Genomic DNA, 15,703 nt, shown 5'->3' with positions numbered 1-15,703 from the left:
CCGCCGTCAGCGCTCGCTCTGTTCGACGCCCGCGTTCCCACCAGTCCTTTCCTCGCGCAGTCGCTCGCAAGCCGCTGCTATCTCTCGAGCAAGCGCAGCGCACGAAAGCGGGGCGGAGCCCTCCGCCTTGTTGTTGACGATGATGAGTACCGGCTGGCCGGCCAACGCATAACGCGCGGCCAGCTCCGCGAGCGAATGCCGCGTGGCGGGGTCTTCATCGACGAGTCGATTGAACGGCTCGTACTTTGCCTTCGCCTGCTCGTATTTGAATCCGCTGTGCAGGCTCCAGCGAACGACGAGCGGGCCGGCTGGCTCGTCGCCGTCCATGAGGGCGAGGGCTGCGGCCTGGCGCAACGCCTCGGGCATGCGCGCGTGCAGCCCGACGCAATAACGCACACCGCGCTCGCGCAGCATGCGGATGAGCCGCGGCGTCAACAGGCACGCATCGCGTATCTCGAGCGCATAGCAAGGGCCCGGTGCTTCATCGCTACCGCTGGGCAGCGGCGGCAACGCGGCAAAGAAGGCGGCGAGCCGTTCGACCCATGCCGCCGGCTCGGCGAGCATGCGTTCGGGCATGGGCGAAAACTGAAATACAAGCACGCCGGCTTTGGCGCCAAGGCCGGCCAGGCACGGCTCCACGAATTCGCGAGCGGCCAGGCCCGCATCGAGAAAGCAGGGATTGTCGGCGACGGGCTCGCCGCGTTCGCCCCGCACCGTCGCATCCGTCACCGATGCCGGTGCCTTGACGATGAAACGAAAATCGTCGGGTACCTGTTGCGCGTAACGCAGATAGTCGGCGATGGAAAGCGGCGCGTAAAACGAACGATCGAGGCTGACCGTGCGTAGCAGCGGATGGACGCCGTAGGCGGCGAGCCCGTCGCGGGAGAGCTTCGAATCGCTGTAGGCTTCGCCGTAGACGATGCCTTCCCAACCGGGAAACGACCACGAAGATGTTCCGAGGCGAATCTGCGGCGGCAAGCTGCCAGCCAGCTCGCCGAACTCGGGCGGGAGCGAGGCCGGCAGCACGGGCCGCGCGCGGCGCCCGCCCTTGGAGGGAGTCGCGGCGCCGGCGCGAGCCGGTTCGGTATGGTCAGGCTCCCCCGAGGTTCGCGGCGCGCCGTCGGGCGCCGGCAGTGCACCAAAGAGATCGAATTGTGGGTCTTCTTTGCTATCGCCCATCGATGGCCGCAACGGGCGCGGTACTCGTACGCGTTTCTCCAAGCGGCCGATCGTACATGTAGCGGCGGGACCACGGCAACGTCTGCGCGCTGCGTCCTGCTCGGCGGCAGACGATTTGATAGATCGATACGTCGTCGTGCTCGAACGCGTAGGCGCAGCCGGCGAGATAGAGCCGCCAGATGCGGAATTTCTCGTCATCCACGAGCTTGCGGGCTTCGTCCGCATGGGCCTCGAAATTTTCGGTCCAAATGTTGAGCGTGCGTGCGTAGTGCCGGCGCAGGCTTTCGATATCGACGGCTTCGAGGCCGCCGCGCTGCAGCGATTCGAGCGCGAGGCTGATATGAGGCAACTCGCCGTCGGGGAACACGTAGCGATCGATGAATTCGCCGCCCCCGAGTGCGGTTTCGCCGCTATCGTAGTCCGTCGACGTAATGCCGTGATTCATGGCGATGCCGTCTTCGGCGAGCAGCTCCCGAACCTTCGCGAAATAGGTCGGAAGATTCTTGCGCCCGACGTGCTCGAACATCCCGACGCTCGTCACGCGATCGAACTGTCCCGGGATGTCGCGGTAGTCCTGCAGACGAATTTCGATGCGATCGCCGAGGCCCGCCGCTTTGACCCGTTCCGTCGCCAGATCGAACTGGTTTTGCGACAGCGTCACGCCGACGCACTTCGCGCCGAACTTGCTGGCCGCGCGCAGCACGAGCGCCCCCCATCCGCAGCCGATGTCGAGCAGCCGCTGCCCTGGCTGCAATTGAATCTTGGTGAGGATATGGTCGATTTTCTTCAACTGTGCCGTGGCGAGATCCTCGTCGCCGTTTTCGAAGTAGGCACACGAATAGACCATGTTCTCGTCGAGCCAGAGCTGATAGAACGCGTTCGAAACGTCGTAATGATATTGAATGGCCTTTTTGTCCGACGATTTCGTGTGATTGAAATAGCGCCGCACGCGAGCGAGCTTACTGGCGCCCGTAATGGTGTTTTTTGCGAGCGAATAGCCGATCGAAATGATGTCCGAGAGCTTGCCCTCGATATCGATCTTGCCCTTCACATACGCTTCGCCGAGGTTGTCGAGACTCGGTTCGAGCAGGAGCGGCAATGCCGAGGCGTGATTTACCTTCAGCGTAACTTGCGGCGCGGCGAAACTGCCGAAGTCGTGCTGCTGCCCATCCCAAAGAACGAGGCGCGCGGGCAGATTCGTCGTCGCCCGCACGTCTTCCACCCACTGCGCCAGCTTCTTTTCCCAGAACATGCGAGATTCTCCGTGTCCGTTGAAATGAATAGCAAAGCTAAGCAAAACAACCATGTCCGGCGCTCGGAGCATCGGCATGGTCTGGACTTCGAAAACACTCCGTTTCAATCTTCTGTCATGGCGACAGGCGTGAGATCTGCCAGCTCGCGTCGGCATTGCGCGTGTACACAATGCGGTCGTGCAAACGAGACGGTCGACCTTGCCAGAATTCCATCCTCGCCGGCACGACGCGGTAGCCTCCCCACTGCGGCGGGCGCGGGGGATTGTCGCCGAATCGCTCGGCAAACGCTTGTTCACGCTCCTCGAGCACTGTCCGGCCGGCGATTTCGCGGCTTTGGTCGGAGGCCCATGCACCGATGCGCGATCCGAGCGGGCGCGACGCGAAATAGGCATCGCTCTCCTGCGCGCTCGTTTTCTCGATCGTGCCTTCGATGCGCACCTGACGCTCGAGCTCGATCCAGTAAAAAAGCAGACTTGCCCGCGGATTGATCGCCAGATCGTGGCCCTTGCGGCTTTCGTAATTCGTGAAAAAGACGAAGCCTCGCTCGTCGGCACCCTTCACAAGCACGATACGGGCCGACGGCTGCCCCTGCTCGTCCACGGTGGCAAGCGTCATCGCGTTCGGCTCGGGCACCTGGGCGTCGAGGGCCTGTTGGAACCAGAGCTGGAACTGGCGGATCGGATCCGGCTCGACATCGTGTTCGTCGAGCGACCCGCGCGCGTATTCGTTGCGAAGTTCAGCAAGAGTGATCATCTTCTTATGTGACCGCTTCAGTCGACTCAAGTATAGCCAAGGCCGAAAAAACGTGCGCGACCGTGCTCGTGTCGTCTGTTCGAAGCAACGGCCGGGGCACGCTATCGGGCACAATAGACCCCTCGAGCGCAGTCTTTCTCCGTAATTTCGACCGCGGTTTTCACGCAGCTTTCACTTTACGCATCATGTCCGCCACCCAGGGAACGAGCCCAGATCTTATCCATCCCCCGCGCACCGAGCATGATCTCGATCATGCGGACCGTGCACGGCGCTTCGGCGGGGTGGGGCGGCTCTACGGCGCTCCCGCCCTGGCCGCATTCGAGCGGGCGCATGTGGCCGTCGTCGGGATCGGCGGCGTGGGCTCGTGGGTGGCGGAGGCGCTTGCGCGCAGCGCGATCGGCACGCTTACGCTAGTCGATCTCGATAACGTGGCCGAGAGCAACACGAACCGCCAGATCCATGCACTCGACGGCAATTTCGGCAAGCCGAAAGTCGAGGCGATGGCCGAACGCATCCGCCTCATCGACCGGGCTTGCGACGTACGCCTCGTCGAGGACTTCGCCGAACCGGACAACTTCGAGACGCTCTTCGGCGGCAGGCTCGATTACATCGTCGATGCCATCGACAGCGTGCGCACCAAGACGGCGCTCATCGCCTGGTGCGTGGCCCGCGGACAACCGCTCATCACCGTGGGCGGCGCGGGCGGCCAGCTCGATCCGACGCGCATTCGCATCGACGATCTCGCATCGACGGTTCAAGATCCGCTGCTCTCGAAAGTGCGCGCGCAATTGCGCAAGCACCACGGTTTCCCGCGCGGACCGAAGGCGAAGTTCAAGGTCAGTGCCGTCTATTCGGACGAGCCGCTCATCTATCCCGAGGCGGCGGTATGCGACATGGACGATGTCGCCCAGCATCTGGAAGCGTCGCCCGGGCATGCGGGGCCGATCGGCCTGAATTGCGCCGGGTTCGGATCGAGCGTGTGCGTGACCGCGAGCTTCGGTTTTGCGGCGGCCGCGCACGTGCTGGCGGCGCTTGCGAAGGCCGCTGGATAGGCAAAGCGGCAGCGGCTGCCAAAGGGCGTTCCCGCGCCGTGCCGCCGCAGCGCCATTCGTTAATGGAGGGCCGCGCTGAGCTTACGCCGCCATTCGGCCACGAGCTCGGGTTGGTGCGCAGCGAGATCGAAGACCGAGAGCATCGTCTTGCGTCCGATGTCGTCGCGGAACGTGCGGTCCCGCTTGACGATCTCGAGCAAGTGCGCGAGCGCCCCACCGTAATCCCGACGCGCGATCAGCGCGCTCGCGAGGTCGAAGCGGGCTTCGAGATCGCCCGGATTCGTCGCGATGCGCGCCTCCAGTGCATCGGTCGGCGGCAGCTCGGCTGCCGCGTCGAGCGCGTCCAGCCGCGTTTTCACCGTGTTATACCGCACGTCGATGCCTTGCTTCGTCTTGTCCGAAAGGCGCTCGACTTCGGTACGCGCCTCGTCGATGCGCTCGTCGTCGAGCAGTACCTGGATCAAGTCCAGCCGGGCAGAGTCGTTGCCGGGCTCGAGTGCCAGTGCGGTTTGCAGGTGATCGATCGCCACGTCGCGCTGACCGTTGCTCAGCGCCGCGAGCGCGCGCTTATGCTCGGTTTGCGCCGCATTGGGCACGAGCCGATCGAGAAATGCGCGCAGCTGACTTTCGGGCAATACGCCGATGAATTGGTCGACAGGCTGACCATCGGCGAATGCCACGACATGCGGAATGCTGCGCACTTGAAAGTGGGCCGCCAGTTGCGGGTTTTCGTCGACGTTGACCTGCACGAGGCGCCATTTGCCGGCGTAGTCCTGCTCGAGCTTTTCGAGCAGCGGGCCGAGCGTCTTGCACGGACCGCACCACGGCGCCCAAAAATCGACGAGGACCGGGACGAGCTTGGACGCCTCGATCACATCCTGTTCGAAAGTGGCCAAAGTGGTGTTCATCGCATCCTCGTTTGCAGTGGACCTGCGGCTCAGATTGGGACCGGCCCCCCGCATTTCAACCCTGCGCCCACCGCCTCACCGGTGCGGGCGCTCGGGAAGCGGGATCCACTCCGTCTCGCCTTCGATGCGGCCCATCGTCTGCTCGCTCCAGGCGCGCTTGGCGGCCTCGATCTTTTCGCGCGAGCTGGCCACGAAGTTCCATTCGATGAAACGCTCGCCCGTCAGTTTCGCGCCGCCAAGCAGCATCGCGGTGGCTCCGCCGGTGCTGGCAAGCGTCGCCGTCTCGCCGGGGCTCAGCACCGCCATATGGCCCAGCGGCAGCGGCATGCCGTCGATCGCGAGGTCGCCGTCGACGAGATAGACGCCGCGCTCGTCGTGCTCGGCGTCGAGCGCCAGTGCGCTTGCGGGCGCGAAGCGCGCCGCCGCGTACAGCGTGGGGGAGAACGTGCGCACGGGCGAGCGCGCGCCGAAGGCAGAGCCCGCGATCACATCGAGCGTGACGCCGCCGCGCTCGATACGCGGCAGTGTCGCGGCCGCGTGATGCTCGAATGCAGGCTCGATCGTTTCGTGCTCGAGCGGCAGCGCCACCCAGGTCTGAATGCCGTGCATGCGCGGTCCGCGGGCTCGCTCGTCGGGCGGGGTCCGCTCGGAGTGGACGATGCCGCGTCCCGCCGTCATCCAGTTGACGTCGCCCGGCACGATCGTCTGCACGGAACCGATGCTGTCGCGATGAACGATGGCGCCTTCGAACAGGTAGGTCACCGTCGCAAGACCGATATGCGGGTGCGGGCGCACATCGAGGCCCGCGCCGGGCGCAAGCGCGGCAGGGCCCATGTGATCGAAGAAGATGAAGGGACCTACGAGCCGCGCGGCGAGCGCGGGCAGCACGCGCCGTACGGCGAAACCGCCGATGTCGCGCTGCGAAGGCTTGAGGACCGCTCTGACCGACTCGGGCAGCGGTGACGATTCCGGTACAGGCGACATGGCAGGCTCCGTGGCGACACGCCGTTGCGCGACGACGTCATTGTACCGGGGCGTCTGTGTCGACCTGTGTCGATCAGGTCATGCGGCTCTTGGCGAGCGGCGGATTGGCCGCGAAATAGCGTTTGATGCCTTTCAGGATCGCGCTCGCCATTTGATTGCGATAGTTCTCGTCGTTCAGGCGCGCTTCTTCCTCGGGATTGCTGATGAAAGCCGTTTCGACGAGGATCGAGGGGATATCGGGCGCCTTCAGTACCGCGAAGCCGGCTTGCTCGACGGAACCCTTGTGCAGCTTGTTGATGTCGCCGATTTCGCGCAGCACGAAGGACCCATAGCGCAGCGAATCGCGGATCTGCGCCGTGGTCGACATATCGAACAGCGCGCGATTCACGGTTTCGTCCGCTGTCTTGACGTTGATCCCGCCGATCAGATCGGACGCGTTTTCCTTGTTCGCCATCCAGCGTGCCGCCGCGCTCGAGGCGCCGTGCTCCGAGAGCGCGAACACGGACGAGCCGCGCGCCGCCGGGGTCGTGAATGCGTCGGCGTGGATGGAGACGAAAAGATCCGCGCTGACGCGCCGTGCTTTTTGCACGCGAACGTTAAGAGGCACGAAAAAGTCCGCATCGCGCGTCATCATCGCGCGCATGTTGGGCTGCGCGTCGATCAGCGCACGCAGCTTCTTCGCGACGTCGAGCGCAATGTGCTTTTCGTAGGTGCCCGCGCTGCCGATCGCGCCCGGGTCTTCGCCGCCATGGCCCGGATCGATGGCGACGGTCAGCAGCCGAACCGTGCGTCCGGGTTTCGGCGTCGAAAACGGGTAGGCTTCGTCCCCCAATCCGTCATCGCCATTGCGCGCAAGCGCGCTGTCCGAGCCATCGCCAGTCGTCTGGCCGCCGCCGGCTTCCTTGCCGCTCTTGCCGTGGGTGAAGCTACCGGGCTTGCGCGCGGACGGTGCGTTGCCGCCGCCGGCATGTCCTTCCGGCGGCAGGTTCTGGGCGTAGCGCTCGAAGAACGCATCGCTGTTGTCGCCGGCGGGCGGCGCACTGGGCCCCCCCAGCGGCGCCGGCGCGAGCGGCTCGTTGCCGGGCTGGTTTTCGCCGAGTTGCTTTTCCTTGCGCTCCGTCTGCGCGAGCAGGTCCATGAGCGGATCGGGGGCGACGGTCGGGTACAGGTCGAGCACGAGCCGGTAGCGATACGTCCCGACGGGCGGCAGCGAAAAGACTTGCGGCTTGACCGAGCCCTTGAGGTCGAACACGAGCCGCACGACGTGGGGCTGAAACTGGCCGACGCGTACCGAGCGGATCTGCGGATCGTTCGGTGCGATCTTCGAGACGAGATCGCGCAACGCCTGATCGAGATCGAGCCCCGAGAGATCGACGACGAGCCGGTCCGGCCCCTGCAGCAGTTGCTGCGTGTTTTGCAGCGGCTGGTCCGATTCGATCGTCACGCGCGTGTAATCGCGCGCGGGCCAGACGCGCACGCCGAGCACTGAGCTCGCAAGCGCGTTGGTCGGCGCGAGCAACGGCGCGGCAAGCCCGAGGAGCAGCGTCGAGGCGCCGGCGCGCAGCACCTTGCGCCGGCGCCAGCTCGGCGCCGCCGTGGCGGCCGATTCGATCGAATGGAACGGCTTGATCAACATCTTTCTAGACATGCTTTTCCTGATTCGCTGTAGGCGCGCGCATCGAGCCGACGGCGCTCACCCTCGGTTTCGAGCGCGAAGACCAGATCGGGCACGCCCAACAACTCGCCGGCCTTTTCCGGCCATTCGACGAGGCAGACCGCACCCGAATCGAAATACTCGCGAAAGCCGGCGTCGGCCCATTCGGCCGGGTCGGCAAACCGATAAAGATCGAAGTGATAGACGTCGAACTGGCCCCCGTCGCGCGGCAGCGCATACGGTTCGACGAGTGTATAGGTGGGACTCCGCACGCGGCCCCGGTGTCCGAGCCCTGCAAGGGTGGCACGCACGAGCGTCGTTTTGCCGGCGCCGAGGTCGCCGAGCAGTTGCACATGCAGGCCCTCGAATGCAGGCCTCGCGCGCACCGCTTCGATCGCCGTAGCAAAACGTGCGCCGAATGCTTCGGTGGCGGCGAGGTTCTCGAGCGCGAAAGTGCGCTCGAGCAGGACGCTCGCGGGCGGATGAAGCGACGAATCGGGCGCCACGGGCATTCTCGTAAAATAGCGTGATGAACGATGTACGGAACACGCCGCCATGAGCAGGAAGACGTCCGAAGCGGCAGGCGCTTCGCTAGACGCTTCGCGTCGCGAAGAGAGGGTCGCCCTTGGCTCGCGTCTCGACGATGCGGCGCTGGCGGCGCTCGCCCAGCGGATCAAGGCATGGGGCAGCGAGCTTGGCTTCGGTGCGATCGGTATCAGCGATATCGATTTGTCCGAGGCCGAGGCTGGGCTCTTCGCCTGGCTCGAGGCGGGGTGCCACGGCGAGATGGATTATATGGCCAAACATGGGGTGAAACGCGCGCGGCCGGCCGAGCTTGTGGCCGGAACGCGACGGGTGATCACCGCGCGCATCGCATACATGCCGGCCGCCGTGCTCGAATCGCGCAAGGTTGAAAGCAGCTCGTCAGGCGAGGTGCCGGGCAGGCCGACCGATTCGAGCGTCAAATCGTTCAGATCGTTCCGATCGGCCATTGCGCCCGAAGACGCACCGGCCGACTGGCGCGCGCGCGAGCAAGCGCGGCTCGCCGACCCGTCGGCGGCCGTCGTGTCGATCTACGCCCGTGGCCGCGACTATCACAAGGTCATGCGCCAGCGGCTGCAGCAGTTGGCGGAGCGCATCGAGCGGGAGATCGGCGAATACGGTTACCGTGTGTTCACCGATTCGGCGCCGGTGCTCGAAGTCGAGCTCGCGCACAAGTCGCGCATCGGCTGGCGCGGCAAACACACGCTGCTGCTCGAGCGCGATGCGGGCTCGCTCTTCTTTCTCGGCGAGATCTATGTGGATATTCCGCTGCCCGTCGATACCAGCGAACCGTCCCGGCCGGCCGGAGCACATTGCGGACATTGCACGCGCTGCATCGATGCCTGCCCGACCGGGGCGATCGTCGCGCCGTATCGGGTCGATGCGCGCCGCTGCATCTCTTACTTGACGATCGAGCTGAAGGGCAGCATCCCCGTCGAAATGCGCCCGTTGATCGGCAATCGCGTCTACGGTTGCGACGATTGCCAACTCGTGTGTCCGTGGAACAAGTTCGCGCAGGCCGCGCCCGTGGACGACTTCGACGTCCGCCACGGGCTCGATCGAGCGACGCTCGTCGAGCTGTTCGCCTGGAGCGCCGATGACTTCGATCTGCGCTTGCAAGGCAGTGCGATTCGGCGTATCGGTTACGAATGCTGGCTACGCAACCTGGCTGTTGCGCTCGGCAACGCGTTGCGCGTCGAAGGCGGCGCGGCGCTCGACGCGGCCGCTCGCGAGCGCATCGTCGCCGCATTGCGCGCGCGGGCCGGCGACGCGTCGCCGCTCGTGCGAGAGCACGTCGAATGGGCGCTCGAGGCGGTATGAGCAAAGGGGAGGGACTATGTTGAGCGCCGTGATGGACGCGCCTTTCGGCAAGGTGGGCATTCGCGTGAACGATGCGGCCGGCGTCGTCGAGCTGATCGAATATCTGCCCGCGTCGGCCGAGCCGCGTGCACCGGTCTCGCCGCTCGCCCAGCGCGCCGTGGCGCAGATCGCGCGTTATTTCGAATCGGCGGATGCGTCGTTCGATCTGCCGCTTGCGGATGTCGGCACGCCTTTTCAGCGGCGCGTCTGGCTGGCGATGTGCGCGATTGCCCCGGGCGAGACGCGCACGTATGGCGACCTTGCGCGCGAGATCGATGGCGTGCCGCGCGCCGTCGGTCAAGCCTGCGGCGACAACCCGTTTCCTATCGTGATTCCGTGCCATCGCGTGGTGGCGGCGAACGGCCTCGGCGGCTTCAATCATCATGCCGGCGATGGTTTCTACCTGCGCGTCAAGCGCTGGCTCCTCGCGCATGAAAGCGCACAGCAGGCGCTCGCGCTATGAGCGAGCTTGCCGATTTCGACGCGGCGCTTCCCGCGGACGACGCGCCGGCGCCCGAAGCCGTGGCGAGCACGCAGTCGATCGACGCATTTTGCGATGCGCTCTGGCTGGAGCAAGGGCTGGCCCGCAATACGCTCGAAGCCTACCGGCGCGATTTGCGCCTGTTCGCGCAGTGGCTGGGCCGAGCGCATCGGCTGCGCATCGACGAGGCGGCCGAGCTTCATGTCAACGGCTATCTCGCCGCGCGCAGCGACGGCAAGGCGACATCGGCGAACCGGCGCCTTTCCGTGTTCCGCCGTTTCTATGCGTGGGCCATGCGCGAGCATCGCGCGACGGCCGATCCCACACTGCGAATCCGCTCGGCCAAACAGCCGCCGCGGTTCCCGTCGACGCTGACGGAAAAGCAGGTCGAGGCCCTGCTGGCCGCGCCGCAGATCGATACGCCGCTCGGCCTGCGCGATCGCACGATGCTCGAGCTCATGTATGCGAGCGGATTGCGTGTGAGCGAGCTGGTGACGCTCAAGACTGTCGAGGTGGGGCTGAACGAAGGTGTCGTGCGCGTGATGGGCAAGGGCTCGAAAGAGCGGCTCGTTCCGTTCGGGGAAGAGGCGCACGGCTGGATCACGCGTTATCTGCGCGATGCGCGGCCTGCCTTGCTCGCGGCGCGCGGCGCCGACGCCCTTTTTGTGACCGCGCGCGCCGAGGGCATGACGCGCCAGCAGTTCTGGAACATCATCAAGCGCCACGCGCGCGCGGCCGATATTCGCGCCCCGTTGTCACCGCACACGCTGCGGCACGCGTTCGCGACGCATCTGCTGAACCACGGCGCCGATCTGCGCGTGGTGCAACTCCTGCTCGGCCACGCCGATATTTCGACGACGCAAATCTACACGCATGTGGCGCGCGAACGACTGAAGACGTTGCACGCGGCCCACCACCCGCGCGGTTGAGCCGCGTGCGTGTCGGTCGCCGTACAATGCGCCGATGAACAAAACGAAACATGTGTCCGAGACCCCCGCGACGCAGTTGCTGCGCCGCCACGGCATCCGTTTCGGCGAGCACCCTTACGATTATGTCGAGCATGGCGGCACCGCCGAATCGGCGCGCCAGCTCGGCATCGACGAACACCACGTCGTCAAGACGCTCGTCATGGAGGACGAGCAGGCCAAGCCGCTCATCGTCCTGATGCACGGAGACCGCACGGTATCGACCAAGAATCTCGCCCGGCAGATCGGCGCGAAACGTGTCGAACCGTGCAAGCCCGAGGTGGCGAGCCGGCATTCGGGTTATCTCGTCGGCGGTACATCGCCGTTCGGCACGAAAAAGTCGATGCCGGTCTATGTCGAAGCCTCGATCCTCGAACTCGATTCGATCTATCTGAATGGAGGCCGCCGCGGCTATCTGGTGAGCCTCGAGCCCCGCGTGCTGACCGCATTGCTCGATGCAAAACCGGTCCACTGCGCGAGCGTCGATTGAACGGGCGGCCGTGTTCGGTAGAATGTGCGCCGCACTCGGCCTTACGCGCACGTCACTGTTGAAAGAGCCTCTCCATGGAAATTCTCGTTGCCGCCGTTCTTGCCTATCTGATCGGCTCCATTTCGTTTGCCGTCGTCGTCAGCGCCGCGATGGGCCTGGCCGATCCGCGCTCCTATGGCTCGAAGAACCCCGGTGCGACGAACGTGCTGCGCAGCGGCAACAAGGTCGCGGCCGTGCTGACGCTGGCAGGCGATGCGTTCAAAGGCTGGCTCGCCGTCTGGCTCGCAGCGCATGTGGGTCCGCGCTACGGCCTCGATGACAATGCGGTCGCCGCCGTGGCGCTAGCGGTCTTCCTCGGCCATCTGTACCCGGTGTTTTTCAGGTTCAAGGGTGGGAAAGGCGTCGCCACGGCCGCTGGTGTTCTGCTTGCGATCAACCCGGTGCTCGGGCTCGCGACGGTGCTGACCTGGCTCATCGTTGCGTTCTTTTTTCGCTACTCGTCGCTGGCCGCGCTCGTGGCCGCCGTGTTCGCCCCGCTTTTCGACGTCTTCCTGTTTGGCCCCAACGTCGTGGCCTGGGCCGTTTTTGCGATGAGTGCGCTGCTGATCTGGCGCCATCGCGGCAATATCGGCAAGCTGATTGCCGGCAAGGAAAGCCGTATTGGCGAAAAGAAGACGCCGGCGGCGCCTGGCTCGCACGCGCACCCGCGCAAGCACTGACGCGTGCTCGCGCGGCTGGCGAGCACGAGCGGGTTCAGTCGCGGAAGTTGTTGAAGTCGAGCGGCGTATCGGTCACGTCCTTGCGCAGCATCGCGATCACGCTTTGCAGATCGTCGCGTTTGGTGCCCGATACGCGCACCGCATCGCCCTGAATGCTCGCCTGGACCTTGATCTTGCTGTCCTTGACGAGTTTGACGATCTTTTTCGCCAGATCGCCCGAGACGCCCTTTTTGATCGTGACGATCTGCTTGACCTTGTCGCCGCCGATTTTCTCGATCTTGCCGTAATCGAGAAAGCGCACGTCGACACTGCGCTTGGCCATCTTCGCGATGAGCACGTCTTTGAGCTGGCCGAGCTTGAACTCGTCATCGGCGAACATCGTCAGCTCGCGCTCCTTTTGCTCGACTCTCGAGTCGGAGCCCTTGAAATCGAAGCGCGTCGAAATTTCCTTGTTCGACTGTTCGACCGCGTTTTTCACTTCGACCATGTTGGCTTCGCAAACGACATCGAACGACGGCATAGAGGTTTCTCCCAGGGTTTGAAGCATCGGCGACGCGAACCGCGTGGCGCGGGCGTCACTCGCTATAATCACGGACCGACCGCCATTTTACCGATCCCATTCTCATTTGCCCAAGCTGTGGCGTGTCGCCGCCGCCAGGGGCCCTGCCGATGTCCGCTACCGATCCCGTCGCCTTTCTCGCGAACTACCCGCTGCGCGCGCACAACACGTTTGGCTTCGACGTCCGCGCGCGCCTAGCCTGCCGCATCGAACGCCCGGAGCAGTTCGCGCTTGCCGCGCGCGATCCCCGTGCGGCCGGCATGCGCACGCTCGTGCTTGGCAGCGGCAGCAACATCGTCTTCACGGACGATTTCGACGGACTCGCGATGATCGTCGAGCTGACCGGCAAGCGGCTCGTGCGTGAGGACGACGAGGCCTGGTACGTCCAGGCGCATGCGGGCGAAAACTGGCACGCGTTCGTCGCGTGGACGTTGTCGATGGGCTGGCCGGGGCTCGAGAATCTCGCGTTGATTCCTGGCACCGTCGGCGCCGCGCCGATCCAGAATATCGGCGCTTACGGGCTCGAGATGTGCGAGCGGTTCGCCGCGCTGGAAGCGGTGGAACTCGCGACAGGGGCTTGCGCCGAATTCGATGCGAACGCGTGCCGTTTCGGCTATCGCGACAGCGTGTTCAAGCGCGAGGGGCGCGAGCGTTTCGCGATCGCCTCGGTCATGTTCCGTTTGCCGAAGGCGTGGACGCCGCGCGTCGATTACGCGGATCTCGCGCGCGAGCTCGACGCGCGTGGGGCTGCCCCGACTCCTCAGGCGGTGTTCGATGCCGTGGTGGCGGTGCGTCGCGCGAAACTGCCGGATCCGCTCGTCCTCGGCAACGCGGGCAGTTTTTTCAAAAACCCGGTCGTCGACGCTTCGACCTTGGAAGCCCTGCGGGAGAAGGCGCCCGATATCGTGGCCTACCGCCAGGCTGACGGCCGGGCGAAGCTTGCGGCCGGCTGGCTCATCGACCGATGCGGCTGGAAAGGCAGGGCGATTGGGGCAGCGGCCGTACACGAGCGCCAGGCGCTCGTGCTCGTCAATCGCGGCGGGGCCACCGGTGCCGACGTGCTGGCGCTCGCTCGTGCGATTCAAGCCGATGTGCGCGAGCGATTCGGCGTCGAACTCGAGCCCGAGCCGCTCGTGATTTGAGCATTTGAAGGCGGCGGCCCTTCATCGGGCCGGCGCATGAGGCTCAGTGATTGAGCTTGCCGAGCAGCAGGAACTCCATGAGCGCTTTCTGAACGTGCAGCCGGTTTTCGGCCTCGTCCCAGACGACGCTTTGCGGGCCGTCGATGACTTCCGCGCTGACTTCCTCGCCGCGGTGAGCCGGCAGGCAATGCATGAAGAGGGCATCGGCTTTCGCGCGACCCATCATGTCCGTGTCGACGCACCACTGCGCGAATGCGGCCTTGCGCACCTCGTTCTCCGCTTCGAAGCCCATGCTCGTCCAGACATCGGTCGTGACGAGATCCGCGCCGCTGCACGCTTCGTTCGGATCGTCGAACTCCTCGTAAAACGGTGCGCTTTCAGGCGCGACGAGCGAGCGCTCGAGCTTATAGCCGGCCGGCGTCGAAACGCGTAGCTTGAAGCCGAGAATCTGGGCCGCCTCGATCCACGTATAGAGCATGTTGTTCGCATCGCCCACCCATGCGACGACCTTGCCGGCGATCGGCCCGCGGTGCTCATAGAACGTGAAGATATCGGCCAGCACTTGACACGGGTGGTATTCGTTCGTCAGCCCGTTGATGACGGGCACCCGCGAGTTTTCGGCGAAGCGGTGGAGGATGTCCTGCCCGAACGTGCGAATCATGATGATGTCGACCATGCGGGAAATGACCTGCGCCGCATCCTCGAGCGGCTCGCCGCGGCCCAGTTGGGTATCGCGCGTGCTCATGAATACCGCGTGACCGCCGAGCTGGAAGATGCCGGCTTCGAACGAGAGCCGCGTGCGCGTCGAATGCTTCTCGAAGATCATCGCGAGCGTGCGGTCGTGCAGCGGGTGATAGGTCTCGTAGTTCTTGAACTTGCGCTTGAGAATGCGAGCACGTTCCAGCACGTATTCGTACTCGTCCAGCGAGAAATCCTTGAACTGCAGATAGTGGCGGACTTTTTTGTCAGACATAAAGCAAATACGGCGGACTGGGCCGGCCGGAGGGGGCCGGGTGGTGCCGCCGTGCAATGGATAACCTGATGCAGCATAAAGGATTTCCCGCCGTTTGACGAGCCGGCGGCAGCGTCACGGTACGCCCTTTGCTTCCTGTGTGCGGTGCGCAAGAAAGTCCGTTCCGGTATAATCGGCAGGTTTCTTCAAGCCCGGCGGGCATGCCAGCTTCGGGCGCCTCACATGGGTTTCTTGCATGGTCGAAGCACCCTTCACCGAGTATTTCATTCAGGGCATCACCCGTGACGGGAAGAAGTTTCGGCCGAGCGACTGGTCGGAGCGTCTGGCCGGCGTCATGGCCTGCTACGGTCCGGGCGTGCGGGGTCCCAATGCCCGGCTTCAATATTCGCGTTATGTGCGTCCGACGTTGCTCGGTGATCTCAAATGCGTCATTCTCGACTCGCGCCTGCGCGAACTCGAACCTATGGCGTTCGATTTCGTCATGAACTTCGCGAAAGATAACAACCTCGTCGTCACCGAAGCCTGTGAATTGCCGGAAGACCATGGCGCGATGAAGCGCGGCGGCTGAAACGTCGCGCCCGAAGGTCGCCTAAGGCCGTCCTCGGGTGCGCGACGAGGCCAGCGCCGGGGGAAAGAAAGGCGCATAGCAAAAAAAAGCCCGCAACGTTCGTTTGCGGGCTTTTTTTCGT

General features: G+C 64.7%; 17 protein-coding genes. 8 read left to right on the top strand and 9 right to left on the bottom strand.

Going from position 1 to position 15,703, the window contains the following annotated elements; translation table 11 throughout:
- Window positions 1-6 precede the first annotated feature (6 nt).
- The 3 genes from ACR9ZC_RS23475 to pdxH all read right to left on the bottom strand — a co-directional run bounded on the left by ACR9ZC_RS23475 (window position 7) and on the right by pdxH (window position 3,185).
- Window positions 7-1,179, bottom strand: a complete 1,173-nt coding sequence (locus tag ACR9ZC_RS23475; protein WP_481582097.1) for a DUF72 domain-containing protein — start codon at window positions 1,177-1,179, stop codon at window positions 7-9.
- Window positions 1,169-2,431, bottom strand: coding sequence for a class I SAM-dependent methyltransferase (locus ACR9ZC_RS23470; RefSeq protein WP_481582096.1), 1,263 nt, complete (start codon window positions 2,429-2,431; stop codon window positions 1,169-1,171). The genes ACR9ZC_RS23475 and ACR9ZC_RS23470 overlap by 11 nt, the downstream gene beginning before the upstream one ends.
- A gap of 115 nt (window positions 2,432-2,546) precedes the next feature.
- Window positions 2,547-3,185, bottom strand: a complete 639-nt coding sequence (pdxH, locus tag ACR9ZC_RS23465; protein ID WP_481582095.1) for a pyridoxamine 5'-phosphate oxidase — start codon at window positions 3,183-3,185, stop codon at window positions 2,547-2,549.
- A 218-nt stretch (window positions 3,186-3,403) separates the two neighbouring features.
- On the opposite strand from pdxH, the gene ACR9ZC_RS23460 reads away from it, so the two are divergent.
- Window positions 3,404-4,237: a tRNA threonylcarbamoyladenosine dehydratase gene (locus ACR9ZC_RS23460; RefSeq protein ID WP_481582749.1), complete on the top strand. Its 834-nt coding sequence runs from the start codon at window positions 3,404-3,406 to the stop codon at window positions 4,235-4,237.
- Window positions 4,238-4,296: 59 nt separating this feature from the next.
- Here ACR9ZC_RS23460 and trxA read toward each other — a convergent pair whose 3' ends face one another.
- The 4 genes from trxA to tsaE all read right to left on the bottom strand — a co-directional run bounded on the left by trxA (window position 4,297) and on the right by tsaE (window position 8,295).
- Window positions 4,297-5,145, bottom strand: coding sequence for a thioredoxin (trxA, locus tag ACR9ZC_RS23455; RefSeq protein ID WP_331568077.1), 849 nt, complete (start codon window positions 5,143-5,145; stop codon window positions 4,297-4,299).
- Between the two features lie 75 nt (window positions 5,146-5,220).
- Complete coding sequence (locus ACR9ZC_RS23450) at window positions 5,221-6,129, bottom strand: pirin family protein (RefSeq protein WP_481582094.1); 909 nt, start codon at window positions 6,127-6,129, stop codon at window positions 5,221-5,223.
- Between the two features lie 73 nt (window positions 6,130-6,202).
- Window positions 6,203-7,777: an N-acetylmuramoyl-L-alanine amidase gene (locus ACR9ZC_RS23445; RefSeq protein ID WP_481582093.1), complete on the bottom strand. Its 1,575-nt coding sequence runs from the start codon at window positions 7,775-7,777 to the stop codon at window positions 6,203-6,205.
- Entirely contained in the window at window positions 7,759-8,295 is a 537-nt protein-coding gene (gene tsaE, locus ACR9ZC_RS23440; RefSeq protein WP_481582092.1) for a tRNA (adenosine(37)-N6)-threonylcarbamoyltransferase complex ATPase subunit type 1 TsaE, read from the bottom strand. Before tsaE ends, ACR9ZC_RS23445 begins: the two co-directional genes overlap by 19 nt.
- A 43-nt stretch (window positions 8,296-8,338) precedes the next feature.
- Between tsaE and queG the strand changes: the two genes are divergently transcribed.
- The 5 genes from queG (at window position 8,339) to plsY (ending at window position 12,340) form a co-directional block, all read left to right on the top strand.
- Window positions 8,339-9,646, top strand: coding sequence for a tRNA epoxyqueuosine(34) reductase QueG (queG, locus tag ACR9ZC_RS23435; protein WP_481582091.1), 1,308 nt, complete (start codon window positions 8,339-8,341; stop codon window positions 9,644-9,646).
- A 16-nt stretch (window positions 9,647-9,662) separates the two neighbouring features.
- Window positions 9,663-10,148 (top strand): methylated-DNA--[protein]-cysteine S-methyltransferase, encoded by a 486-nt coding sequence (locus ACR9ZC_RS23430; protein WP_481582090.1) that lies wholly within the window; start codon window positions 9,663-9,665, stop codon window positions 10,146-10,148.
- A complete protein-coding gene (xerD, locus tag ACR9ZC_RS23425; RefSeq protein ID WP_481582089.1) occupies window positions 10,145-11,095 on the top strand; it encodes a site-specific tyrosine recombinase XerD in 951 nt (316 codons plus the stop codon). The genes ACR9ZC_RS23430 and xerD overlap by 4 nt, the downstream gene beginning before the upstream one ends.
- Window positions 11,096-11,129: 34 nt before the next feature.
- Window positions 11,130-11,621, top strand: a complete 492-nt coding sequence (gene ybaK, locus ACR9ZC_RS23420; RefSeq protein WP_331568072.1) for a Cys-tRNA(Pro) deacylase — start codon at window positions 11,130-11,132, stop codon at window positions 11,619-11,621.
- A 74-nt stretch (window positions 11,622-11,695) separates the two neighbouring features.
- The gene (gene plsY, locus ACR9ZC_RS23415) at window positions 11,696-12,340 is read left to right on the top strand and encodes a glycerol-3-phosphate 1-O-acyltransferase PlsY (protein ID WP_331568071.1); all 645 of its coding nucleotides are present in this window, start codon (window positions 11,696-11,698) and stop codon (window positions 12,338-12,340) included.
- A gap of 34 nt (window positions 12,341-12,374) precedes the next feature.
- Here plsY and ACR9ZC_RS23410 read toward each other — a convergent pair whose 3' ends face one another.
- A complete protein-coding gene (locus ACR9ZC_RS23410; RefSeq protein ID WP_481582088.1) occupies window positions 12,375-12,860 on the bottom strand; it encodes a YajQ family cyclic di-GMP-binding protein in 486 nt (161 codons plus the stop codon).
- A 149-nt stretch (window positions 12,861-13,009) separates the two neighbouring features.
- On the opposite strand from ACR9ZC_RS23410, the gene murB reads away from it, so the two are divergent.
- Complete coding sequence (murB, locus tag ACR9ZC_RS23405; protein ID WP_481582087.1) at window positions 13,010-14,041, top strand: UDP-N-acetylmuramate dehydrogenase; 1,032 nt, start codon at window positions 13,010-13,012, stop codon at window positions 14,039-14,041.
- A 43-nt stretch (window positions 14,042-14,084) separates the two neighbouring features.
- On the opposite strand, the gene argF is transcribed toward murB, so the two are convergent.
- Window positions 14,085-15,014, bottom strand: coding sequence for an ornithine carbamoyltransferase (argF, locus tag ACR9ZC_RS23400; protein ID WP_481582086.1), 930 nt, complete (start codon window positions 15,012-15,014; stop codon window positions 14,085-14,087).
- A gap of 235 nt (window positions 15,015-15,249) precedes the next feature.
- Here argF and ACR9ZC_RS23395 point away from each other — a divergent pair, with 235 nt between their 5' ends.
- Window positions 15,250-15,582: a DUF3579 domain-containing protein gene (locus tag ACR9ZC_RS23395; RefSeq protein WP_481582085.1), complete on the top strand. Its 333-nt coding sequence runs from the start codon at window positions 15,250-15,252 to the stop codon at window positions 15,580-15,582.
- Window positions 15,583-15,703: the final 121 nt, after the last annotated feature.

This window comes from Trinickia sp. HAY1-2D, assembly GCF_056754935.1.
Note: the sequence above shows the minus strand (reverse complement) of the source record. Positions and strands in the feature narration are given on the sequence as shown.